This is a genomic window from Proteus sp. G2669 (assembly GCF_009915245.1).
GTDB lineage: Bacteria > Pseudomonadota > Gammaproteobacteria > Enterobacterales > Enterobacteriaceae > Proteus.
Genome location: NZ_JAABLX010000013.1, coordinates 1 through 22,481, shown reverse-complemented (window position 1 = coordinate 22,481; position 22,481 = coordinate 1). Strand labels below are relative to the sequence as shown.

Genomic DNA, 22,481 nt, shown 5'->3' with positions numbered 1-22,481 from the left:
ATCCGATTTCTGACAAAAAATTATTTTTGGTTTTAAGGAGTTTAATCGTGAAAAAATTGTTATGTGCCGCTGCCCTAGGAATGGCATTGACCATGTCAGCAGGTGTTCAAGCCGCAGATAAAGTAGGTGTTGTGAACATCGGTCAAGTTCTCCAACAAATTCCTAACCGTGATGCGGTAGAGAAACAATTGGAAAATGAATTCAAATCACGTGATACTGAATTGCAAAACTTAGGTAAAGCATTACAGACTGCTGTTGAAAAATATCAAAAAGATGCACCAACCATGAATGCAACACAACGTGCAAATACAGAGAAAGATCTGGTTGCTAAACGTGAAGCATATGCACAAAAAGCACAAGCTTTTGAGCAAGACTTTAGCCGTCGTCAAGCTGAAGAACGTAATAAAATCATGAAACGTGTATTAGATGCAGTTGACGCAGTAGCGAAGAAAGAAGGTTATGATGTGATTTTAGATGCTAACACTGTACCTTATTTCGCAGACGGTAAAGATATTACTGCTCAGGTTCAAAAACAGGTTAAATAATAGATGTTTTCAATTCGATTAGCTGATCTTGCTCAGCAATTGAATGCACAGTTACACGGCGATGGTGATATCACTATCGCCGGTCTTGCTTCAATGAGCCTAGCAAATAGCGAACAAATTACATTTCTTTCTGATAGTCGTTATCGTGAGAAATTGGCTGAATGCAAAGCAGCTGCCGTTGTATTAACAGAAGCTGATCTTCCATTCTGCCCAGTTGCCGCACTTGTGGTAAAAAATCCGTATCTTGCCTATGCTCAAATGGCGCAGATTATGGATACAACCCCACAACCAGCACAAAATATTCACCCAAGCGCTGTGATTTCTCCTGATGCTAAATTAGGAAAGAATGTGTCAGTGGGTGCAAATGCCGTTATCGAGTCAGACGTTATCCTTGGTGATAATGTTGTGATCGGTGCAGGTTGTTTTGTTGGTAAAAAAGCGCATATCGGCGATAATAGCCGTTTATGGGCAAATGTATCTATTTATCATGAAGTTATTATTGGTAAAGATTGCTTAGTTCAATCAGGAACAGTTATTGGCTCTGATGGTTTTGGTTATGCCAATGAACGTGGTAATTGGATCAAAATTCCACAATTAGGTTCTGTTGTTATTGGCGATCGTGTAGAAATCGGTGCATGTACAACAATTGACCGAGGCGCATTAGATAACACAGTTATCGGTAATGGTGTTATCATTGATAACCAGTGCCAAATCGCACATAACGTCATTATTGGTGACAACACCGCTGTTGCGGGAGGCGTCATCATGGCGGGCAGCCTAAAAATAGGCCGTTACTGTATGATTGGTGGAGCAAGTGTTATCAATGGTCACATGGAAATCTGTGATAAAGTAACGGTAACAGGAATGGGTATGGTAATGCGTCCTATCACTGAGCCGGGAGTTTATTCTTCAGGTATCCCGCTACAACCGAACAAAGCATGGCGTAAAACCGCAGCACTTGTGTTGCGAATTGATGAAATGCAAAAAAGACTTAAGTCGCTTGAACGTCAAGTAGAAAGTAGCGACAAGTAACAAAGTACGTCATCGACGGTTGTTACCTATTTTGCGACCTGCGGGTTAACTCACTTTTTTGAGTCACAGCAGGTCGTGTTATTATTAATTAGACGCAGTTTTATTAGACAGGAAGAGTATTGCAATGAGTGAGAATCATACTCTGCAAATCGAAGAAATTTTAGATTTACTTCCACACCGTTACCCATTCTTATTGGTTGATCGTGTCCTTGATTTTGAAGAAAAGAAATTTCTAAGAGCAGTAAAAAATGTATCTTTTAATGAGCCTTTCTTTCAAGGTCACTTCCCAGGAAAACCTATTTTCCCAGGTGTATTGATCCTAGAAGCCATGGCACAAGCAACGGGTATTTTAGCATTCAAAAGTGTAGGAAAGCTGGAACCTGGTGAGCTCTACTATTTTGCTGCTATTGATGGTGCTCGCTTTAAACGTCCTGTCTTACCAGGGGATCAAATGATCCTAGAGGTAGAATTCATTAAAGAACGCCGTGGTGTTGCTCGCTTTAAAGGCGTCGCTAAAGTTGATGGGGAAATTGCCTGCGAAGCTGAAATGATGTGTGCTCGCCGCCGTGAGGTCTAGCCTATGATAGATAAATCCGCAGTCATTCACCCTTCCTCAATTATTGAAGAGGGTGCGGTAATTGGTGCTAATGTTCGCATTGGCCCTTTTTGCGTTATTGGTGCAAACGTTGAAATTGGTGAAGGTACTGATATCAAATCTCACGTTGTTATCAATGGGCATACACGTATTGGTCGAGAAAATCAGATTTATCAATTTGCTTCTATTGGTGAAGCTAATCAGGATCTGAAATATCGTGGTGAACCAACACAAGTTATTATTGGTGATCGTAACCTTATTCGTGAAAGTGTGACTATTCATCGTGGAACAACCCAAGGTGGCAATATCACAAAAATTGGCAATGACAACTTACTGATGATTAATACGCATGTTGCACATGATTGTATTATTGGTGACCGCTGTATTATTGCTAATAACGGAACACTTGGTGGTCACGTCACTTTAGGTGATTTTGTGATTATCGGTGGTATGAGTGCGGTTCATCAGTTTTGTCAAATTGGCTCTCACGTTATGGTGGGCGGATGTTCAGGTGTGGCACAAGATGTTCCTCCTTTTGTTATTGCACAAGGAAACCACGCAACCCCTTATGGGCTGAATATTGAAGGATTAAAACGCCGAGGTTTTGCTAAAGAAGATCTTCATGCAATTCGCAATGCTTATAAGGTTCTTTACCGTAATGGTAAAACTCTGGAAGAAGCACGTGAAGAGATTGGACAACTGGTTACTGATAATAATAATCCGTATGTTAAGTTGTTCAGTGATTTTCTGGAAAACTCAGCAAAATCTAACCGTGGCATCATTCGCTAATTAGGATATGACCTTGTCAGGCCAATTATCTACTGTTCAGCGTCCGTTAGTTATCGGCTTAGTCGCTGGTGAAACGTCCGGTGATATCTTGGGCGCGGGATTAATCCGCGCTCTAAAACAAATGCATCCCAATGTCCGTTTTGTCGGTGTTGCAGGGCCACTTATGCAAGCTGAAGGTTGTGAAGCTTGGTATGAGATGGAAGAGCTTGCCGTCATGGGGATCGTTGAAGTTCTTGAACGCTTGCCTAGATTATTAAAGATCAGAAAAGATCTCACTCAACGATTTTCAGCATTAAAGCCGGATGTCTTTGTGGGAATTGACGCGCCTGACTTTAATATCACACTTGAAGGTCGTTTAAAGCAAAAAGGGATCAAAACTATTCACTATGTCAGTCCATCTGTGTGGGCTTGGCGTCAAAAACGTGTTTTCAAAATTGGTAAAGCGACAGATCTCGTCTTAGCTTTTCTGCCTTTTGAAAAAGCGTTTTATGATAAATATCAGGTTCCTTGCCGTTTTATTGGCCATACAATGGCGGATGCAATCGCTTTAAATCCAGATAAAAAAGCAGCTCGTAAACATCTTGGTATACCTGAAAATGTCTCTTGTTTAGCTCTCCTTCCTGGTAGTCGTCATGCAGAAGTTGAGATGTTGAGCGCTGATTTTATAAAAACAGCACAGTTACTAAAACAACAAATACCAACACTTCATATTGTTGTGCCTCTGGTGAATACTAAACGACGTATTCAATTTGAGCAGATCCACCAAGATATCGCTCCTGAACTCGACATTCAGTTACTTGATGGGCAAGCAAGAGAAGCAATGACAGCCAGTGATGCGACGTTGTTAGCGTCAGGTACAGCAGCATTAGAATGTATGCTGACAAAATGCCCGATGGTTGTTGGCTATCGCATGAAACCATTTACTTTTTGGTTAGCAAAAAAGTTAGTGAAAACACCTTATGTTTCATTACCCAATTTATTAGCTGGTAGAGAAATAATTAAAGAGTTATTACAAGAAGAGTGTGAGCCAAGAGCGTTGGCAGAACAACTTTTACCTCTTTTAACGGATGAAGAAAAAGTACATCAATTAAAAGAAGTATTTTCACAACTTCATAGTGCTATTCGTTGTAATGCGGATGAGCAAGCAGCAAATGCAGTATTAGAATTGGCAGAGAAATAATGGAATTTGTATATCCAAAAGCAAATCTTATTGCTGGAGTTGATGAAGTCGGCCGGGGACCTCTGGTTGGTGCTGTAGTGACGGCCGCTGTTATTCTTGATCCGGCAAACCCGATTGAAGGATTAACAGACTCTAAAAAACTAACAGAAAAAAAACGTAATGCCTTGTATGACGAAATAAAAGAAAAAGCATTATGTTGGGCAATTGGTCGTGCAGAGCCTGAGGAAATAGATGAGTTAAATATTCTTTGGGCAACGATGAAAGCAATGGAACGTGCGGTTGCAGGATTATCTATTACACCTGATATGGTTTTGATTGACGGTAATCGCTGCCCTAAATTACCTATGGCTTCTCAAGCTGTTATAAAAGGTGATAGCTTAGTTCAAGAAATTAGCGCAGCGTCTATTCTTGCTAAAGTCACTCGTGATAGAGAAATGGAAGAGTTAGATAAGCTTTACCCTGATTATGGTTTTGCTAAACATAAAGGGTATCCAACAGTTTTCCATATGGAAAAACTGGCCTTATTAGGGGCAACCCCTTATCATCGAAAAAGTTTTGCGCCTGTAAAACGAGCATTAAATTTAAAGTAATCCACAGAGTAATTAAATATTATGGCAGATCCTCGTTTTATCCATCTTAGGGTACACAGCGATTATTCAATGATCGATGGATTGGCAAAAACAGGGCCTCTTGTGAAGAAAGTGGCTTCGCTGGGAATGCCTGCTTTTGCGATTACTGATTTCACTAACTTATGTGGGTTAGTGAAGTTTTATGGTGCCGCACATAGTGCAGGCATTAAACCTATCATTGGTGCCGATGTTTACCTCGAAACAGAATTATTAGGTGATGAATATGCACACCTCACTATTCTTGCCCGTAATAATGTAGGTTATCAAAATCTTACCTTACTGATTTCAGAAGCTTACAAACATGGGTATGGTGCTGCTGGGCCGATTATTAAACAAGAGTGGCTAACAACCTATAAAGAAGGGCTCTTGTTGCTTTCGGGTGGAAGAATGGGCGATGTAGGCAAGTTCTTGCTTCGTGGAAATCGTGCCTTAGTTGATCAATGTCTTGAGTATTATCAAACTCACTTTCCTGATAGTTATTATTTAGAACTTATCCGAACTGGTCGCCCTGACGAAGAAAGCTATTTGCATGAAGCTGTAGCTCTCGCTTCTGAAAAAGGTTTACCCGTTATTGCAACGAATGACGTCTGTTTTCTTGATAGTGATGATTTTGACGCACATGAAATTCGCGTTGCAATCCATGATGGGTTTACACTCTCAGATCCCAAGCGTCCAAAAAATTATAGCCCTCAGCAATATATGCGCACAGAAGAAGAGATGTGTGAATTATTTGCTGATATACCTGAAGCATTAGAAAACAGCGTTGAAATCGCCAAACGTTGTAATGTTACCATTCGTTTAGGGGAATACTTTCTTCCTCAATTCCCAACAGGGGATATGAGTACTGAAGATTTTCTCGTTAAAAAATCTCAAGAAGGTTTGGAAGAGCGTTTGGCTTTTCTGTTTCCAGATCCCGAAGAACGAAAAAAAAGACGTCCTGAATACGATGAACGTCTTGATATAGAGCTAAAAGTAATCAACCAGATGGGATTCCCTGGTTACTTCCTTATCGTGATGGAGTTCATTCAGTGGTCTAAAGATAACGGTGTTCCTGTAGGGCCGGGACGAGGTTCGGGGGCTGGATCATTAGTTGCTTACTCACTCAAAATTACTGACCTTGATCCTCTGGAATTTGATTTACTTTTCGAACGTTTTCTTAACCCTGAACGTGTTTCAATGCCTGACTTTGACGTTGATTTCTGTATGGAAAAACGCGATAGGGTAATTGATCACGTTGCAGATATGTATGGTCGTGATGCGGTATCTCAGATCATTACATTTGGTACGATGGCGGCAAAAGCGGTTATCCGAGATGTTGGACGTGTTTTAGGACATCCTTACGGTTTTGTAGATAGAATTTCGAAGCTTGTACCGCCTGATCCTGGAATGACGCTAGAAAAAGCATTTGCAGCAGAACCTCAGTTACCTGAAATTTATGAAGCTGATGAAGAGGTTAAATCTCTTATTGATATGGCTCGTAAATTAGAAGGGGTGACACGTAATGCCGGAAAACATGCGGGTGGTGTAGTTATATCACCAACAAAAATTACCGATTTTGCGCCGCTTTATTGTGACGCAGAAGGAAATAACCCAGTTACACAATTTGATAAGAATGACGTTGAATATGCAGGTCTTGTTAAATTCGACTTCTTGGGATTAAGAACACTCACTATCATTAACTGGGCATTAGAAATGATTAATGCCCGCCGTGAAAAAAAATCACTGGAACCTATTGATATCTCTGCGATCCCATTAACAGATCAGCGTAGTTTCGATATGCTGCAACGTTCTGAAACGACCGCGGTATTCCAGTTAGAATCACGTGGTATGAAAGATCTTATCAAGCGTCTACGTCCTGACTGCTTTGAGGATATGATTGCGTTAGTGGCCTTATTTCGCCCAGGTCCATTGCAATCAGGTATGGTGGATAACTTTATTGACCGTAAACACGGCGTAGAAGAGATCTCTTATCCAGATGTTAAATGGCAACACGAGAGCTTGCAGCCTGTTTTAGAACCTACCTATGGCGTTATCTTATATCAAGAACAGGTTATGCAAATTGCGCAGGTTCTTGCTGGATATACGCTGGGTGGCGCGGATATGTTACGACGCGCAATGGGTAAGAAAAAACCTGAAGAGATGGCAAAGCAGCGCTCTGTATTTGAAGAAGGGGCTATCAAAAACGGTGTAGATGGCGAACTTGCCATGCGGATCTTTGACTTGGTGGAGAAATTTGCCGGTTATGGATTTAATAAATCGCACTCAGCTGCTTATGCTTTAGTTTCTTATCAAACGTTATGGCTAAAAGCCCACTATCCTGCTGAATTTATGGCTGCTGTAATGACGGCTGATATGGACAACACAGAAAAAGTGGTGGGATTAGTTGATGAATGTTGGAGAATGGGATTAAAAGTTCTTCCTCCTGATATTAATAGTGGTTTATATCATTTTCACGTAAATGATGAAGGTGAAATCGTTTACGGTATTGGTGCGATTAAAGGAGTGGGTGAAGGTCCAATTGAGGCAATCGTAGAAGCGCGTCAGCAAGGCGGCCACTTTAAAGATATTTTTGATCTCTGTGCTAGAACAGAAACGAAAAAATTGAATCGCCGAGTGATGGAAAAACTGATAATGTCAGGCGCATTCGATAAGCTAGGGCCTCATCGTGCCGCATTGATGTCTTCATTAGAAGATGCATTAAAAGCTGCTGATCAACATGCCAAAGCTGAAGCAATAGGGCAATCAGATATGTTTGGCGTGTTAGCAGAAGCTCCTGAACAAGTTGAGCGTTCTTATGCCAATATACCTAAATGGCCAGAACAAGTTGTTTTAGAAGGTGAGCGAGAGACATTAGGTTTATATTTAACAGGTCATCCGATCACACGTTATTTAAAAGAAATTGAACGATATGCAGCAGGAACGCGTCTAAAAGATTTAGTACCAACGCCACGCGGTCAAATGGTGAAAGTCGCGGGCTTAGTGCTCGCTTCTAAAGTATTTACGACAAAACGAGGAAATCGAATTGGCATATGTACCTTAGATGATCGTTCAGGTCGCTTAGAAATTATGTTATTTTCTGATGCATTGGACAAATACCAACATTTATTAGAACAAGACAAGATTTTAATTGCTACTGGGCAGGTCAGCTTTGATGATTTCAATGGTGGGCTTAAAATGACAGTCCGCGAACTTATGGATATCAACGAAGCCCGTGAAAAATATGCACGAGGACTTGCTATCTCATTATCAGACAGGCAAATTAATGAGCAATTATTAAATCGTCTTCGCGGCGTTTTAGAACCTTATCGTTCAGGCACGATACCGGTTCATCTTTATTTTGAAAAGCATGATGCCTGCGCACGTTTACGATTTGGTGCGTCTTGGCGTGTAACGCCAACTGATATGCTTTTAACAGATCTGCGAACTCTGCTGGGTAATGAGCAGGTAGAATTAGAATTTGACTAAAATAGGAATGTTATGAGTCTTAATTTTCTGGATTTTGAACAGCCAATTGCCGAGTTAGAAGCGAAAATTGATTCGCTAACCGCAGTTAGCCAACATGATGAAAAAATTGATATTAATATCGATGAAGAAGTTTCACGCTTAAGAGAAAAAAGCCTAGAGCTAACGCGTAAGATTTTTTCTGATCTTGGTGCATGGCAAGTTGCACAACTTGCACGTCATCCATTAAGACCTTACACACTGGATTATATTCATCGTATCTTTACTGATTTCCAAGAATTAGCAGGCGATCGTGCTTATGCTGATGATAAAGCGATTGTGGGTGGTATTGCGCGTTTAGATGGCCGTCCTGTTATGGTTATTGGTCATCAAAAAGGGCGTGAAACAAAAGAGAAAATCCGCCGTAACTTCGGTATGCCAGCACCGGAGGGTTATCGCAAAGCGCTTCGTTTAATGGAAATGGCACAACGTTTTAATCTTCCTATTATCACCTTTATCGATACTCCAGGTGCTTATCCAGGCGTTGGTGCAGAAGAACGTGGTCAATCAGAAGCGATCGCACGTAACTTACGTGAAATGTCACGTTTTGGCGTGCCAATCATCAGCACTGTCATTGGTGAAGGTGGTTCTGGTGGTGCATTAGCTATTGGTGTGGGTGACAAAGTGAATATGTTGCAATACAGCACCTATTCTGTTATTTCACCAGAAGGTTGTGCTTCTATCCTTTGGAAAAGTGCAGACAAAGCACCATTAGCGGCAGAGGCAATGGGAATTACTGCAAACCGCTTAAAAGAGCTTAAGCTGATCGATAACGTTATTTCTGAGCCTTTAGGTGGCGCTCATCGTCACTATGACGAAATAGCAGCTTCATTAAAAGCACAAATCCAATCTGATTTAAAAGAATTAGATGCATTTGATTCAGAAGAGCTGACTAATCGCCGTTACCAACGTTTAATGGAATACGGTTATTGCTGATCTCGTGATATTTGAATAAATTCTAATAAGCCTCATGTTGATTACATGGGGCTTTTTTATTGGTCCATTTTAAACTATCTCTATCGAAACAATTAGAATTTGTGATATTAACTATAATATATTATATATCAATGTGTTAACTCGATCTCAAAACTAATATTAATTCACTTTTTTACTAAAAGAATAATAAGTCATATCTATCATTTTATAGGGCATTAAATCTTTAATGAGGATAAAGTGATGATATCGTTTAGTGGCAAAGTGGGAATTATTACAGGTGGTAATAGCGGTATTGGTTTAGCCTCTGCGGAAAAATTTTTATCCTTGGGTGCATCTGTGGTTATTACAGGTAGTAATTTAGCACGAGGACAAAAAGCAGAAAAATATCTAAAAGTGAAAGGATTTGTCGGTGAATTCGTGCAAATGGATGTGACGAGCGAGAAAGAAAATGAACAACTTGTTGATTATGTTGTAAATAAGTATGGGCGAATAGATTTTGTGTTTGCTAATGCGGGGGTTTTAACAGATAACATTGCTGATAAATTAGAGTATGAAAAGTGGAAGGGTGTTTTAGATGTTAATCTAAATGGACTCTTTTTGATTAATCGAGCAGCAATTCAATATTGGCTAAAAAACAAAATATCAGGTGCAATTGTTAATTGTAGTTCAATTTGTTCTTTTGTTGGGCAACATGAATTTCCTGCCTATTGTGCATCAAAAGGTGGGGTTAAATTACTGACACAAACACTTGCTATTGATTACGCAAACAAAGGTATTCGTATTAATGCGGTTTGCCCAGGTTATATTGATACACCTTTGCTGGATGGTCGCGAATTAGATAAACAAAAGTTAGCGGCATTGCATCCTATTGGACGTCTCGGTACACCAGAGGAAGTGGCTAATGTTGTCGCATTTTTGGCCAGCGATGCGGCTTCATTTGTGACTGGGGCATCTTATTTGGTTGATGGCGGTTTTACTGCTTAATGGTATTTTTAATAAAAAGCAGAATAACGATTATTCTGCTTTTTACTTCTTTAATTTCTTTATAACCTCGTATTTATCTTATTTCTAATTTTTCTTGTTGTTTGTGTAATAGAGCTACACCTTGTTTTATTTATAGGATTACTTTGTATTCGTGCAAAACCAGCGAGAAAAGCTTAACATAATCACCTGAATTCACTGATAAATGATAAAGCGATGAAACAGGAATATGACTCACTTCTTAAAGAAATCAAACTGCGCATTGATCCTCACATTAAAATTTTGGTGGGCTTTAGTGGCGGAGTAGATTCCACCGTTTTATTGCAAGGGCTTGTACGTTTACGTGATGAATTCCAATTACCTTTAGAATTAACCGCTATCTATATTCATCATGGATTAAACATCAAAGCAGATGACTGGCTTGCTCATTGTGAACAATGTTGTCAGCAATGGAGTGTCGATTTTATCAGTGAAAAAGTAAATGTAGATCCTAAAGAAGGCGGTCTTGAAAATGGTGCAAGAGAGGCGCGTTACCAAGCCTTCCGTCGATATTTACAGCCACAACAAGTGTTAGTGACTGCTCAACATCAAGATGATCAAGCCGAAACTTTTTTACTGGCTTTAAAGCGAGGTAGTGGCCCATCAGGGCTTTCTTCAATGCCAGCAAAAATGGTATTTGAAAATAGCTATTTACTTCGACCATTACTCAATATTACGCGTGAGCAAATCGAATCTTATGCTACTGAACAAGGACTAGATTGGATAGAAGACGATAGTAATCAAGATGACCGTTATGATCGTAATTTTTTACGTTTACGAGTTATGCCATTATTAACGCAGCGATGGCCCCATTTTTCGCAATCGGTGACTCGCAGTGCGGCACTGTGTGGTGAGCAAGAAGCCCTATTGGATGAGCTTTTGGAGCCAGAACTTAATGCTTTAATGGATAGCGAGTACAGTTTAGACATCAAGCAACTTGCTCTTTGTAGTGTGATAAAGCGTAATGCGTTATTAAGGCGTTGGTTTGCTCAACATAATAAAACTATGCCTTCTAGACAACAAATTTTACGATTATGGCAGGAAGTTGCTTTAGCCAAAGCCGATGCAGAGCCTAAGTTACAATTTTATCAAGATGAAGTGAGACGTTATAAACAACGCCTTTATCTTGTACCAATAATTGATGATCCTGTTAATAAAATTATTGAATGGTCACTTACTCAATCACTGTCTTTACCTAGTGGATTAGGGGTTTTATCACTAACAACTGCAACAGGCAAAAATACCGTTAGAGCGCCTTCAAAGGATGAAAAAGTTACCGTTCGTTTTGGTTTGACACAAACATCTTTGCGTATTGTTGGACGAGAACATGCTCGGCATAGTAAAAAGATTTGGCAAGAGCTTGACGTTGCACCTTGGCGTAGGACACGAATTCCTTTGATTTATTATAATGACACGTTAATTGCTGCTCTTAATACATTTGTGACTTTTGAGGGAAAAGCAACATCAGAATATGCGATTACTATTGAGTGGCGAGAGGCTCATTAACGAACAACCGCCGGTTGGCGGCTGTTCCTTATTCGGTTATTCCGATTTTATAACAATAGTCCCAAGTTCGGGATTAGAAAAACTGGCAATGATATCCAGTCGTAAATCTTTAGAGCCTTCAGACGTCTTAATTTTTAGGTATTCAACCTTTTTGCTTAAGAAAAGATCATCAGCAATGCCTTCAATAAGCTTACCATCATGTAATTCAATATGGAGTGCTAAACCACGTTGGCATGCTAACTCCAGATACTCGTAATCATCACAGTTAATTGGTTGATATTCTGTATTTGTTGACATATTCCCTCACCACTCTTTCGTGGCGGTGTAGCCGCCAGTGAATAATTCAGAATAAAATCATTATGCTGTTATTCGATGTGAGCACAATAGTTATTATAATAATTTTCTGAAATAGTTCTTTATTCGAAGTGATTTGAGAAATAACTGACAATTATAGGTGCATTTATCTTAAAGCGTATTTTATTACCCCCTTTTATTTTAAAAAATGTTAGAATCATATTGAGAATGATTTATTAAAAAGTACCCAGAATGTAGGGAGTCGATGATGGGGAAAAAATTTTTATTTGCAGCCGTTGCTGCTGGGTTATTTGTACTATCAGGTTGCCAAAATAATATTGGCTTATCACTTGATGGAAAAATTGTAGACCAAACTTACAACAGTATTCTGCCGTGTGCCGATTGTTCTGGTATCGACACCACAATTCTTGTTAATCAAGATGGCTCTTATGTCATGGAGCAAAGCTACCAAGGTTCACCTGATGATAAACGTAGTTTCTTTGAATCAGGAACATGGGTATTAGGTAAAGATAAGCTGACGTTGACTAATAGTTACGGTGAAAAGAGCTATTATTTACCTCGTGAAGATAAATTAGTCATGCTTGATATTGATGGCAACGTCATTAATTCAGAACTAAATTATACTTTAGCTAAGGTTCAGCCTAAACAGCTTGCTGGCGAGTTTACCTATTTTGCTGATGCTGGAACATTTAAAGATTGCCAATCAGGACGTGTTTACGCAGCAAATGGTATTGAATTAGAAAAAGGCTATTTCTCAACCGGTGTTGATGGTGGAACACCTGTTTACCTCGAAGTTAATGGTTATTACAGCATTCGTCCTTCAATGGAAGATGGTAAATATGATCGAGCTTTAGTGGTTACTGATGAAAAACCTCGTTTTAATCGCCATGGCTCTTGCGGAAACCATCGTGGTGGTAGAAGTTAAGTTTTAGCGGTTTTGTTTTAATAAAAAAATCGCTTATTGAATAGCCTTGCGTTTATTAGACAGTTAAAATGAGTTGAGTAAAGACAGAGTTCGGTATTGAGCTGAACTCAGTCTTTTCATTTTAAGTTTATCTGTACAGTATTATTGTGCTTGATATATTCATAAAGTATTTTTCTAACTCATCTATCTCTTTAAATTACTTTGTATAAAAAATTTTATTTTTAATATATCAAAGAAATTTCCTATTACTGCATTATCTAAATAATTTCCTTTTCGTAATGTATTTTAAATAACCTATTATTTTTAAAGATATTACAATAATAACTTATTTTGTATTGTTCTCTAGCCAGCGCTCATGAGTAGGAGAAACTGGAGAGGGGGGAGTGGAAGGCGTTAACGTTAAATGTTGCTGATCATCTGAGATACTTTCAGTTTCTTGTTTATGTCTATTGCGCTCTTCGGTGTGCGCCTTTTCTTTCTGGGTTTTTATCACATGATCAACGGGAAGAAGGGCGGTATCAAGGACAACATCAATAGGTAAACTGATAATTGAGAATATAGGGTATATTCCCAGAGTAACTAACCAAATATAAGGTTCATTAATAACTTCAACATCAGTATCAGTACCTCGGTAATAATCATTACTACTCTTTGCTCTATTTATTGTTCCACATCCCGATAATATAAAAAGAATACCAACTATTGCTCCAAGTCTTTTCATAATATTTCCTATGTAAATTTAAAATAATAGAAAAATAGTGAGTTAAAATCGCCATTTATATAACGAAATAATAAATAACATACTCGTTTTAATTTCTATTTATTACTAGATCATTCTGATAAAAACAGCTAACTACGCTATTATAATGATTTGGGTCAAAGAACCTCAATATGTTGAAATGAGTGTTTATCAGCGGTATATGACTTTGTTCGGGAAGTTAGAGCTGGAAGGAAACGTATAAAAAAGATGTAATCGGCGATTGATATATTATTCTGATTATAGTTACAAGCGTGTCTGAGAGGACACGCTTGTTATTTATCAATCAAGCCCCTTAAAGATAAGGAGCCTAATAATTAAGCGAGTTGCTCTTTAATAAAGGCAACAACATCGTCAACATTGACTAGTGATTTATCATCACTACGACGCGCTTTATATTCGATTTGATTGTTGTCTAGATTACGATCACCAATCACGATAGTGTGTGGAATACCAATAAGTTCCATATCAGCAAACATCACACCCGGACGCTCTTTACGGTCATCAAACAGAACATCAACACCTTGAGCACGTAATTCGTCATAAAGTCTGTCAGCAACTTCTTTAACGCGATAAGAACGATGCATATTCATTGGTAAAATAGCGACTTGGAATGGTGCAATCGCATCAGGCCAAATAATACCGCGAGCATCATGGTTTTGTTCAATAGCGGCAGCAACAATACGAGTTACACCGATACCATAACAACCCATAGTCACGATTTGGTTATGACCTTCTTCGTTTTGTACCGTTGCTTTTAATGCTTCTGAGTATTTTGTGCCAAGTTGGAAAATATGACCAACTTCAATACCACGTTTGATCAGTAATGTTCCTTTACCGTCTGGGCTTGGATCACCTTCAACAACATTACGGATATCAGCAATTTCAGCAACAGGCAGGTCACGCTCCCAGTTGATACCAAAATAGTGTTTACCATCAACGTTTGCACCAGCACCAAAATCACTCATTACAGAGACAGAACGATCCATAATAACTGGTAGTGGCAGATTAACTGGGCCTAATGAACCTGGACCTGCATTTACAGCTTGGCGAATTTCAGCTTCAGTCGCGAAAGTTAAAGGTGCCGCAACGATAGCGCATTTTTCTGCTTTAACTTCATTAAGCTCGTGGTCGCCACGAACTAATAATGCAACTAATGGGTGACCACTTTCTTTCGTACCATGAACAATCAGTGTTTTAACTGTTTTTTCAATTGGTAAATTGAATTGTTCAACTAATTCAGCAATTGTTTTAGCGTTTGGTGTATCTACTAAACGTAATTCTTCAGTCGCGGTAGCTCTTGGAGTTGCAGGCATTACTGCTTCTGCTAATTCGATATTAGCTGCATAGTCAGAGCCAGTAGAGAAGACGATATCATCTTCACCGCTGTCCGCTAAAACTTGGAACTCATGAGAGGCATTACCACCAATAGAGCCTGTATCTGCAAGCACTGGACGAAAATCTAAACCAATACGAGAGAAAATTTTGCTGTAAGCTTCGTACATTCTGTCGTAAGTCTCTTGTAAAGACTCTTGAGAGATATGGAAAGAGTAAGCATCTTTCATGATAAATTCACGAGAGCGCATAACACCAAAACGAGGGCGTACTTCGTCGCGGAATTTAGTTTGAATTTGATATAAGTTCAGTGGAAGTTGTTTATAAGAGGTAATTTCATTACGAACAATATCAGTAACAACTTCTTCGTGGGTTGGGCCTAAAACAAATGGGCGCTCGCCTCTGTCTGCAAAACGCAGTAATTCAGGGCCATATTGCTCCCAGCGACCACTTTCTAACCATAAATCAGCGGGTTGAACAACGGGCATTGAAATTTCAAGTGATCCTGCATTGTCCATCTCTTCACGAACAATTTTTTCAATTTTTCTCAGAACACGAACCCCTGTCGGCATCCAATCATAAAGACCAGAAGCGAGTTTACGGATCATGCCTGCGCGAAGCATAAGTTGATGGCTGACAATTTCTGCATCAGCAGGTGTCTCTTTTAAAGTAGAGAGCAAATAGTGGCTAGTACGCATTATTAGGTTCCATTAGAACAAAAATACTTAGGCTGACTGTCACGCCAGTCTACATCAATATAATTAGAGAAAGACTTTAGTCTACCAGTGACTTAGGTCTGCCAAAAGGGGCAAAGCATTTTTTTCAATCTGATTTGTTTAAAGACAACGAGAATGACGTTCAGATTGGATAATTCATGATAGCAATATCAATGAAGATAGTAGCAAGTTACCGCGGTTCAATATCAAGAACAAGTGTCTGTTGCCCATTCACTTGCCAGCGAACATTAAATTCAAGCAAATGCACCGCATAGATCCTATCACTTAGCTCATTTTTTTTATAAGCAGGGCGAGGATCTTGTTGTAATACTTGAGTAATAAAACGCGAAAGATGAGGATATTCGTTCGCATAATGTTGCAGTTGTTCTAAAGCGAGTTGTGAAAAGAAGACCGGCATTTCATTATCTGGTGCTTCTTGTGCAAAACCAGCAATCGCATTTGGTCGAGACTCTGCAAAGGGTAAATAAGGCTTAATATCAAGAACAGGAGTTCCATCAACTAAATCAAGGCTGCCTAAGTCTAAAATAACAGACTGGTTCTGTGTGTTTACTTTTTTTAATTCGACTAAAGACATGCCGATGGGATTGGGACGAAAAGTTGAGCGGGTTGCAAAAATACCTATTTTGGCATTCCCACCAAGCCTTGGGGGGCGAACTAAAGGGTGCCAACCCTGTTGTGCTGTTTGATGAAAAACAAAAATCAGCCAAAGATGACTAAATTGTTCTAAGCCTCGAACTGCATCTGGGTGATTATAAGGTGCATGTAGAATAAGTTGGCCGCCGCCATCCTGGATTAACCCAGGTTGGCGTGGAACGGCAAATTTTTCTTTATAAGGACTTGATATATGCCCTATAGGATTCATTTGGTAGGTATTCATTTTGTAATGAGTAATGCGGTGCCTTCACAAATGGCAGATTGGTAGCAACCTAAACCAGTGACAATTTGGCATTCATGCAATAAAACAGCATTGGCATTTTTGTAAGCTGCTTTGGTCGCCATTCTTTTTTTAGCAATAGGTAAACTTGCTGGTGGATCTTGTAATGTTTGACGGCAAGATTCACCGGCAACAATACCGAGATCTTTAAACGGAGCACCTAAAAGGTCTTCTGTTTTTTCAACAATACGCACTGAAGGTAATGTTTGTGATCTTGGTTTTTGGGGTTGTCCTGGTTTATTTAAACGCATATCCGTAAATTTAGACTGATCAACATCAGATGAATTCTGCATTGAACAACCTGTCATAAACAGCGCCATGATGCCAATAAGTAGCAAGCGCATGTGCATGGGTTATATCCTCTTTATTATTGTCTATACAAAAATTAAACGGCTATAATTTAATGCAAATTAGCCAAGTAAAAAAGAGAAAGGCGAACAAATGTCCGCCTTTTTTATAATTAAGTTAAATATTGACGTATTACCAGCCTTTTACTGCACCACCGTTAAAAATTTTATTGGCAGCACTATCCACTTCATCAGTTTGATAGGCTTGAATAAATTTCTTCACATTCTCGCTGTCTTTATTGTCTTCACGAGCAACAATGATATTTACGTATGGTGAGTCTTTATCTTCAACAAAAATACCGTCTTTTGCTGGTGTTAAATTGACTTGGCTTGCATAAGTAGTGTTAATTACCGCTAAGTAGATTTTTTGATCATCTAATGAGCGAGGTAATTGTGGTGCTTCTAATTCAACTAATTGTAATTTTTTAGGGTTTTCAATAATATCAAGCTTGGTAGGTAACAGACCTACACCATCTTTTAATTTAATTAACCCAACTTTTTCTAATAACAGCAGTGAGCGACCTAAGTTTGTTGGATCATTAGGAATAGCCACTTGTGCTTCATCAGGTAAATCGGCTAAATCAGTGATCTTTTTAGAATAACCCGCGATAGGGTAAATAAATGTATTTCCTACAGCTGTTATTTTGTAATTACGATCTTTAATTTGTTGGTCTAAATAAGGTTTATGTTGGAATGCATTAATGTCGATATCACCGCGACTTAATGATTCATTAGGCATGACGAAGTCATTGAAAGTAACGAGTTCTACATCAAGACCATATTTATCTTTAGCAACTTGTTTCGCTACTTCAGCGACTTGTTGTTCTGAGCCTGAAATAACGCCGACACGAATATGGTTTGGATCTTTTTCTTTTTCACCACAACCAGCTAATGCCAATGCACCAACTAAAGCACTTACAACTGCGAGCGATTTAAATTTCAATGACATACATTTACCCTTATTGATCTGTTAATTAAAAGGTTTCGTTATTAATAATAGAAACCTTCAATCTATTTATTTATGTGTTGTCAGCTTCACTAAGCGATCGCCGAAAAACTGAATGATAAAAACAAGAATAACGAGTAGAACAATGACTGTATTCATTACTGTAGCGTTATAGCCAACGTAACCATATTGGTAGCCAATTTGACCTAAACCACCGGCACCAACAGCACCTCCCATTGCGGAGTAACCCACTAATGTAATTAAAGTAATGGTTGCTGCATTAATCAAGCCAGGTAAAGATTCGGGTAATAAAATCTTCTTAATAATTTGCATTGGCGTTGCACCCATAGATCGGGATGCTTCAATTAATCCTTGAGGGATTTCTAATAGTGTATTTTCTACCATACGTGCAATAAATGGTGCTGCGCCAACAGTTAATGGCACTATGGCTGCTTGCAAGCCAATTGACGTCCCCACGACCATACGTGTAAAAGGGATCATCCATACTAATAAGATAATAAAAGGGATTGCCCTAAAAATATTGACGAGTGCTGAAATAATCCGGTAGGCAGGTGGGTTTGCCATGATTTGTTCAGGACGCGTAACATAGAGTAAAACCCCCAAAGGTAATCCGATAACAAAACCAAAGAAGCCTGAAACAAAGGTCATGACTAAGGTTTCCCAGATCCCACTAATTAATAAATAAATCATTCCTTCAGACATAACCGAGAACCTCTATTTTCACATGATGCTCTTCTAAAAACGCAATCGACTTTTCCGTGTTACCATTCTTACCGTGTAGTTCTGCTAACATCACACCAAATTTCACACCACCGGCATAGTCCATTTGAGAACTTAAAATATTAATATCAGCGTCAAAACGACGTGCAACGATAGACATCAATGGTGCATCTACAGATTGACCGTTAAATTCAAGTTTCAATAATGGGAATAAACCTTCCTCCCACTCTGGCTTCAAGCGTTCTTTATAGTCTTCAGGAATATCTAATTGTAGTGTTGATTGAATAAAAGCTTGTGAAACAGGCGTTTTAGGGTGTGAGAAAACCTCACTGACGGCATCACTTTCAACTAATTCGCCACCACTAATAACCGCAACTTGGTCACAAATACGTTTTACAACGTCCATTTCATGAGTAATTAATAAAATAGTGAGGCCTAAGCGACGATTAATATCTTTCAATAATTCTAAAATAGAACGTGTTGTTGCCGGATCTAGTGCGCTAGTGGCTTCATCACACAATAAAACATTAGGTGAGTTTGCCAATGCGCGTGCTATTGCAACACGTTGTTTTTGTCCACCAGATAAGTTAGCTGGGTAATACTCTTTCTTATCAGATAAACCAACTAATTCTAGTAATTCATTAACACGCTTATTGATTTCAGCTCGTGGCGTATTATCAAGTTCTAATGGCAATGCGACATTATCAAATACGGTACGAGAGGACAGTAAGTTGAAATGCTGGAAAATCATGCCAATACCGCGGCGTGCTTTTGTTAATTCTTTATTTGATAATTTTGTGAGATCTCGTCCATCAACCAATACTTCACCTGAAGTTGGTTTCTCTAACATATTTACGCAACGTATAAGTGTACTTTTACCCGCTCCTGACGATCCGATAACACCAAAAATCTGCCCTTGTGGCACATGCAGGTTTATATTTGATAGCGCCTGTATAGAACGCTCTCCCTGCTTAAATACTTTGTTTATATTCGTCAGTTTAATCATGTTTTTCTTTATATAAGTAGATATGGGACATAAAGACTATTCTGCCCGAGTTAAAATAGATGTTAAGGCGTCTAGACGGCCAAGTCAATAAAAAAGAGTAGAAGACTAATAAAGAAAGAAAGCCATGGATATCATTCTCTATATAAGAAAAAACATGCGATACTAATAAAAATATCTAAATGGAGTAATGTGCTGTGAGTAAGGGGATTTCAGCGATTTTCTTAGATCGCGATGGAACTATTAATATAGACCATGGTTATGTATCTGAAATTGATAACTTTGAATTTATCGATGGTGTTATTGAGGCAATGGCTGAATTAAAAGCTATGGGTTATGCCTTAGTATTAGTCACCAATCAATCAGGTATTGGTCGAGGCTATTATAGTGAAGATCAATTTTTACACTTAACAGAGTGGATGGATTGGTCTTTAGCGGATAGAGGCGTTGATTTAGACGGTATCTATTATTGCCCTCATCATCCTGATGCAAGTGTAGAAGAATATAAGAAAGCATGTGATTGCCGTAAACCTGCATCTGGTATGTTTATGGATGCTAAAGCGCAATTAAATATCGATATGGCTTCTTCTTATATGGTCGGTGATAAAAAAGAAGATATGTTGGCAGCAAAAAATGCAGGTGTTGGTCATAAAATTCTAGTTCGTACAGGAAAAGAGATAACAGAAGAAGCACAAGAGTGTGCAGATTTTGTTCTTGATAGCCTTGCAGACTTGCCAAAATGGCTAAAAAGCCACAAAAAATAAGCACTTCGTTTAATTTACCAACAAACGATCATTTTTTTTAAAAAAACTATTGCCAGCCTCAGAAAACTCCCTATAATGCGTCCTCGTTGTCACGGAACAGGGCGCTAAGCGAACTGACTGAGAGAACAAAGAAAAAAAGTGAAAAGCCTTGAAAATAAACGCTTGACACTGAATGAGGAAGATGTAGAATGCACCTCCTCGCAACAACGCAGAAGACCGGAAACGGCAGCAAATGTTGCACTGCTCTTTAACAAATTATCAGACAATCTGTGTGGGCACTCGCAGAGACGATATCTTCTAAAATATTAGATGTATCAAGTCTTGAAGAGTGAACAACAAAAGTAAATTCATTTATGAATAGCTAAGTTTTCGATTTCTTTGAGCATCAAACACTTTTAATTGAAGAGTTTGATCATGGCTCAGATTGAACGCTGGCGGCAGGCCTAACACATGCAAGTCGAGCGGTAACAGGAGAAAGCTTGCTTTCTTGCTGACGAGCGGCGGACGGGTGAGTAATGTATGGGGATCTGCCCGATAGAGGGGGATAACTACTGGAAACGGTGGCTAATACCGCATGACGTCTACGGACCAAAGCAGGGGCTCTTCGGACCTTGCGCTATCGGATGAACCCATATGGGATTAGCTAGTAGGTGAGGTAATGGCTCACCTAGGCGACGATCTCTAGCTGGTCTGAGAGGATGATCAGCCACACTGGGACTGAGACACGGCCCAGACTCCTACGGGAGGCAGCAGTGGGGAATATTGCACAATGGGCGCAAGCCTGATGCAGCCATGCCGCGTGTATGAAGAAGGCCTTAGGGTTGTAAAGTACTTTCAGCGGGGAGGAAGGTGATAAAGTTAATACCTTTATCAATTGACGTTACCCGCAGAAGAAGCACCGGCTAACTCCGTGCCAGCAGCCGCGGTAATACGGAGGGTGCAAGCGTTAATCGGAATTACTGGGCGTAAAGCGCACGCAGGCGGTCAATTAAGTCAGATGTGAAAGCCCCGAGCTTAACTTGGGAATTGCATCTGAAACTGGTTGGCTAGAGTCTTGTAGAGGGGGGTAGAATTCCATGTGTAGCGGTGAAATGCGTAGAGATGTGGAGGAATACCGGTGGCGAAGGCGGCCCCCTGGACAAAGACTGACGCTCAGGTGCGAAAGCGTGGGGAGCAAACAGGATTAGATACCCTGGTAGTCCACGCTGTAAACGATGTCGATTTAGAGGTTGTGGTCTTGAACCGTGGCTTCTGGAGCTAACGCGTTAAATCGACCGCCTGGGGAGTACGGCCGCAAGGTTAAAACTCAAATGAATTGACGGGGGCCCGCACAAGCGGTGGAGCATGTGGTTTAATTCGATGCAACGCGAAGAACCTTACCTACTCTTGACATCCAGAGAATCCTTTAGAGATAGAGGAGTGCCTTCGGGAACTCTGAGACAGGTGCTGCATGGCTGTCGTCAGCTCGTGTTGTGAAATGTTGGGTTAAGTCCCGCAACGAGCGCAACCCTTATCCTTTGTTGCCAGCGCGTGATGGCGGGAACTCAAAGGAGACTGCCGGTGATAAACCGGAGGAAGGTGGGGATGACGTCAAGTCATCATGGCCCTTACGAGTAGGGCTACACACGTGCTACAATGGCAGATACAAAGAGAAGCGACCTCGCGAGAGCAAGCGGAACTCATAAAGTCTGTCGTAGTCCGGATTGGAGTCTGCAACTCGACTCCATGAAGTCGGAATCGCTAGTAATCGTAGATCAGAATGCTACGGTGAATACGTTCCCGGGCCTTGTACACACCGCCCGTCACACCATGGGAGTGGGTTGCAAAAGAAGTAGGTAGCTTAACCTTCGGGAGGGCGCTTACCACTTTGTGATTCATGACTGGGGTGAAGTCGTAACAAGGTAACCGTAGGGGAACCTGCGGTTGGATCACCTCCTTACCTAA

The 22,481-nt window shown here is 39.8% G+C and carries 20 protein-coding genes and 1 rRNA gene; 13 read left to right on the top strand and 8 right to left on the bottom strand.

Annotated features, from left to right (window positions below; translation table 11 throughout):
- The first annotated feature begins 47 nt into the window (after positions 1–47).
- The 10 genes from GWI68_RS03185 to tilS all read left to right on the top strand — a co-directional run bounded on the left by GWI68_RS03185 (position 48) and on the right by tilS (position 11,733).
- Complete coding sequence (locus GWI68_RS03185; protein ID WP_036934019.1) at positions 48–545, top strand: OmpH family outer membrane protein; 498 nt, start codon at positions 48–50, stop codon at positions 543–545.
- A gap of 3 nt (positions 546–548) precedes the next feature.
- A complete protein-coding gene (gene lpxD, locus GWI68_RS03180) occupies positions 549–1,577 on the top strand; it encodes a UDP-3-O-(3-hydroxymyristoyl)glucosamine N-acyltransferase (protein ID WP_166539361.1) in 1,029 nt (342 codons plus the stop codon).
- Positions 1,578–1,701: 124 nt separating this feature from the next.
- On the top strand, positions 1,702–2,154 hold the full coding sequence (fabZ, locus tag GWI68_RS03175) for a 3-hydroxyacyl-ACP dehydratase FabZ (RefSeq protein WP_006535887.1): 453 nt from the start codon (positions 1,702–1,704) through the stop codon (positions 2,152–2,154).
- A 3-nt stretch (positions 2,155–2,157) separates the two neighbouring features.
- The gene (lpxA, locus tag GWI68_RS03170) at positions 2,158–2,961 is read left to right on the top strand and encodes an acyl-ACP--UDP-N-acetylglucosamine O-acyltransferase (RefSeq protein WP_109409058.1); all 804 of its coding nucleotides are present in this window, start codon (positions 2,158–2,160) and stop codon (positions 2,959–2,961) included.
- 7 nt (positions 2,962–2,968) lie between these two features.
- Positions 2,969–4,141 carry a lipid-A-disaccharide synthase gene (lpxB, locus tag GWI68_RS03165; protein ID WP_166539360.1) on the top strand — a complete coding sequence of 391 codons (1,173 nt, stop codon included), beginning with the start codon at positions 2,969–2,971 and terminating at the stop codon, positions 4,139–4,141.
- Positions 4,141–4,731, top strand: a complete 591-nt coding sequence (gene rnhB / locus GWI68_RS03160; protein WP_006535883.1) for a ribonuclease HII — start codon at positions 4,141–4,143, stop codon at positions 4,729–4,731. The genes lpxB and rnhB overlap by 1 nt, the downstream gene beginning before the upstream one ends.
- A 21-nt stretch (positions 4,732–4,752) precedes the next feature.
- A complete protein-coding gene (dnaE, locus tag GWI68_RS03155) occupies positions 4,753–8,235 on the top strand; it encodes a DNA polymerase III subunit alpha (protein WP_166539359.1) in 3,483 nt (1,160 codons plus the stop codon).
- A gap of 12 nt (positions 8,236–8,247) precedes the next feature.
- The gene (gene accA, locus GWI68_RS03150) at positions 8,248–9,207 is read left to right on the top strand and encodes an acetyl-CoA carboxylase carboxyl transferase subunit alpha (RefSeq protein WP_166539358.1); all 960 of its coding nucleotides are present in this window, start codon (positions 8,248–8,250) and stop codon (positions 9,205–9,207) included.
- Positions 9,208–9,447: 240 nt separating this feature from the next.
- Positions 9,448–10,191 carry an SDR family oxidoreductase gene (locus GWI68_RS03145; protein WP_166539401.1) on the top strand — a complete coding sequence of 248 codons (744 nt, stop codon included), beginning with the start codon at positions 9,448–9,450 and terminating at the stop codon, positions 10,189–10,191.
- A 213-nt stretch (positions 10,192–10,404) separates the two neighbouring features.
- Positions 10,405–11,733, top strand: a complete 1,329-nt coding sequence (gene tilS / locus GWI68_RS03140; RefSeq protein ID WP_166539357.1) for a tRNA lysidine(34) synthetase TilS — start codon at positions 10,405–10,407, stop codon at positions 11,731–11,733.
- Between the two features lie 36 nt (positions 11,734–11,769).
- Here the strand turns inward: tilS and GWI68_RS03135 are convergent, their stop codons facing one another.
- Positions 11,770–12,030 carry a Rho-binding antiterminator gene (locus tag GWI68_RS03135; protein WP_109409052.1) on the bottom strand — a complete coding sequence of 87 codons (261 nt, stop codon included), beginning with the start codon at positions 12,028–12,030 and terminating at the stop codon, positions 11,770–11,772.
- A gap of 262 nt (positions 12,031–12,292) precedes the next feature.
- Here GWI68_RS03135 and nlpE point away from each other — a divergent pair, with 262 nt between their 5' ends.
- On the top strand, positions 12,293–12,973 hold the full coding sequence (gene nlpE, locus GWI68_RS03130; RefSeq protein ID WP_109409051.1) for an envelope stress response activation lipoprotein NlpE: 681 nt from the start codon (positions 12,293–12,295) through the stop codon (positions 12,971–12,973).
- Between the two features lie 325 nt (positions 12,974–13,298).
- Here the strand turns inward: nlpE and GWI68_RS03125 are convergent, their stop codons facing one another.
- From GWI68_RS03125 to metN, 7 genes are all read right to left on the bottom strand, one after another.
- Positions 13,299–13,694, bottom strand: coding sequence for a YceK/YidQ family lipoprotein (locus tag GWI68_RS03125; protein WP_166539356.1), 396 nt, complete (start codon positions 13,692–13,694; stop codon positions 13,299–13,301).
- Positions 13,695–14,047: 353 nt separating this feature from the next.
- Positions 14,048–15,763, bottom strand: coding sequence for a proline--tRNA ligase (gene proS / locus GWI68_RS03120; protein ID WP_166539355.1), 1,716 nt, complete (start codon positions 15,761–15,763; stop codon positions 14,048–14,050).
- 208 nt (positions 15,764–15,971) lie between these two features.
- Positions 15,972–16,679 (bottom strand): tRNA (N6-threonylcarbamoyladenosine(37)-N6)-methyltransferase TrmO, encoded by a 708-nt coding sequence (gene tsaA, locus GWI68_RS03115; protein ID WP_166539354.1) that lies wholly within the window; start codon positions 16,677–16,679, stop codon positions 15,972–15,974.
- Positions 16,676–17,086, bottom strand: coding sequence for an Rcs stress response system protein RcsF (gene rcsF / locus GWI68_RS03110; RefSeq protein ID WP_166539353.1), 411 nt, complete (start codon positions 17,084–17,086; stop codon positions 16,676–16,678). The genes tsaA and rcsF overlap by 4 nt, the downstream gene beginning before the upstream one ends.
- A gap of 130 nt (positions 17,087–17,216) precedes the next feature.
- Complete coding sequence (locus GWI68_RS03105; RefSeq protein ID WP_036933990.1) at positions 17,217–18,032, bottom strand: MetQ/NlpA family lipoprotein; 816 nt, start codon at positions 18,030–18,032, stop codon at positions 17,217–17,219.
- Between the two features lie 66 nt (positions 18,033–18,098).
- Positions 18,099–18,752: a methionine ABC transporter permease MetI gene (locus GWI68_RS03100; RefSeq protein ID WP_036933988.1), complete on the bottom strand. Its 654-nt coding sequence runs from the start codon at positions 18,750–18,752 to the stop codon at positions 18,099–18,101.
- Positions 18,745–19,776 carry a methionine ABC transporter ATP-binding protein MetN gene (gene metN / locus GWI68_RS03095; RefSeq protein WP_166539352.1) on the bottom strand — a complete coding sequence of 344 codons (1,032 nt, stop codon included), beginning with the start codon at positions 19,774–19,776 and terminating at the stop codon, positions 18,745–18,747. The genes GWI68_RS03100 and metN overlap by 8 nt, the downstream gene beginning before the upstream one ends.
- Positions 19,777–19,970: 194 nt before the next feature.
- Here metN and gmhB point away from each other — a divergent pair, with 194 nt between their 5' ends.
- Positions 19,971–20,537 (top strand): D-glycero-beta-D-manno-heptose 1,7-bisphosphate 7-phosphatase, encoded by a 567-nt coding sequence (gene gmhB / locus GWI68_RS03090; RefSeq protein WP_166539351.1) that lies wholly within the window; start codon positions 19,971–19,973, stop codon positions 20,535–20,537.
- Positions 20,538–20,933: 396 nt separating this feature from the next.
- Positions 20,934–22,476: ribosomal RNA gene (locus GWI68_RS03085) — 16S ribosomal RNA — on the top strand.
- The last annotated feature ends 5 nt before the right edge of the window (positions 22,477–22,481 follow it).

Excerpts from the sequence above, each read along its gene's own strand:
- lpxD (WP_166539361.1), top strand. The coding sequence starts at position 549 with ATGTTTTCAATTCGATTAGCTGATCTTGCTCAGCAATTGAATGCACAG.
- fabZ (WP_006535887.1), top strand. The coding sequence starts at position 1,702 with ATGAGTGAGAATCATACTCTGCAAATCGAAGAAATTTTAGATTTACTT.
- lpxA (WP_109409058.1), top strand. The coding sequence starts at position 2,158 with ATGATAGATAAATCCGCAGTCATTCACCCTTCCTCAATTATTGAAGAG.
- lpxB (WP_166539360.1), top strand. The coding sequence starts at position 2,969 with ATGACCTTGTCAGGCCAATTATCTACTGTTCAGCGTCCGTTAGTTATC.
- rnhB (WP_006535883.1), top strand. The coding sequence starts at position 4,141 with ATGGAATTTGTATATCCAAAAGCAAATCTTATTGCTGGAGTTGATGAA.
- dnaE (WP_166539359.1), top strand. The coding sequence starts at position 4,753 with ATGGCAGATCCTCGTTTTATCCATCTTAGGGTACACAGCGATTATTCA.
- accA (WP_166539358.1), top strand. The coding sequence starts at position 8,248 with ATGAGTCTTAATTTTCTGGATTTTGAACAGCCAATTGCCGAGTTAGAA.
- GWI68_RS03145 (WP_166539401.1), top strand. The coding sequence starts at position 9,448 with ATGATATCGTTTAGTGGCAAAGTGGGAATTATTACAGGTGGTAATAGC.
- tilS (WP_166539357.1), top strand. The coding sequence starts at position 10,405 with ATGAAACAGGAATATGACTCACTTCTTAAAGAAATCAAACTGCGCATT.
- GWI68_RS03135 (WP_109409052.1), bottom strand. The coding sequence starts at position 12,030 with ATGTCAACAAATACAGAATATCAACCAATTAACTGTGATGATTACGAG.
- nlpE (WP_109409051.1), top strand. The coding sequence starts at position 12,293 with ATGATGGGGAAAAAATTTTTATTTGCAGCCGTTGCTGCTGGGTTATTT.
- GWI68_RS03125 (WP_166539356.1), bottom strand. The coding sequence starts at position 13,694 with ATGAAAAGACTTGGAGCAATAGTTGGTATTCTTTTTATATTATCGGGA.
- proS (WP_166539355.1), bottom strand. The coding sequence starts at position 15,763 with ATGCGTACTAGCCACTATTTGCTCTCTACTTTAAAAGAGACACCTGCT.
- tsaA (WP_166539354.1), bottom strand. The coding sequence starts at position 16,679 with ATGAATACCTACCAAATGAATCCTATAGGGCATATATCAAGTCCTTAT.
- rcsF (WP_166539353.1), bottom strand. The coding sequence starts at position 17,086 with ATGCACATGCGCTTGCTACTTATTGGCATCATGGCGCTGTTTATGACA.
- GWI68_RS03105 (WP_036933990.1), bottom strand. The coding sequence starts at position 18,032 with ATGTCATTGAAATTTAAATCGCTCGCAGTTGTAAGTGCTTTAGTTGGT.
- GWI68_RS03100 (WP_036933988.1), bottom strand. The coding sequence starts at position 18,752 with ATGTCTGAAGGAATGATTTATTTATTAATTAGTGGGATCTGGGAAACC.
- metN (WP_166539352.1), bottom strand. The coding sequence starts at position 19,776 with ATGATTAAACTGACGAATATAAACAAAGTATTTAAGCAGGGAGAGCGT.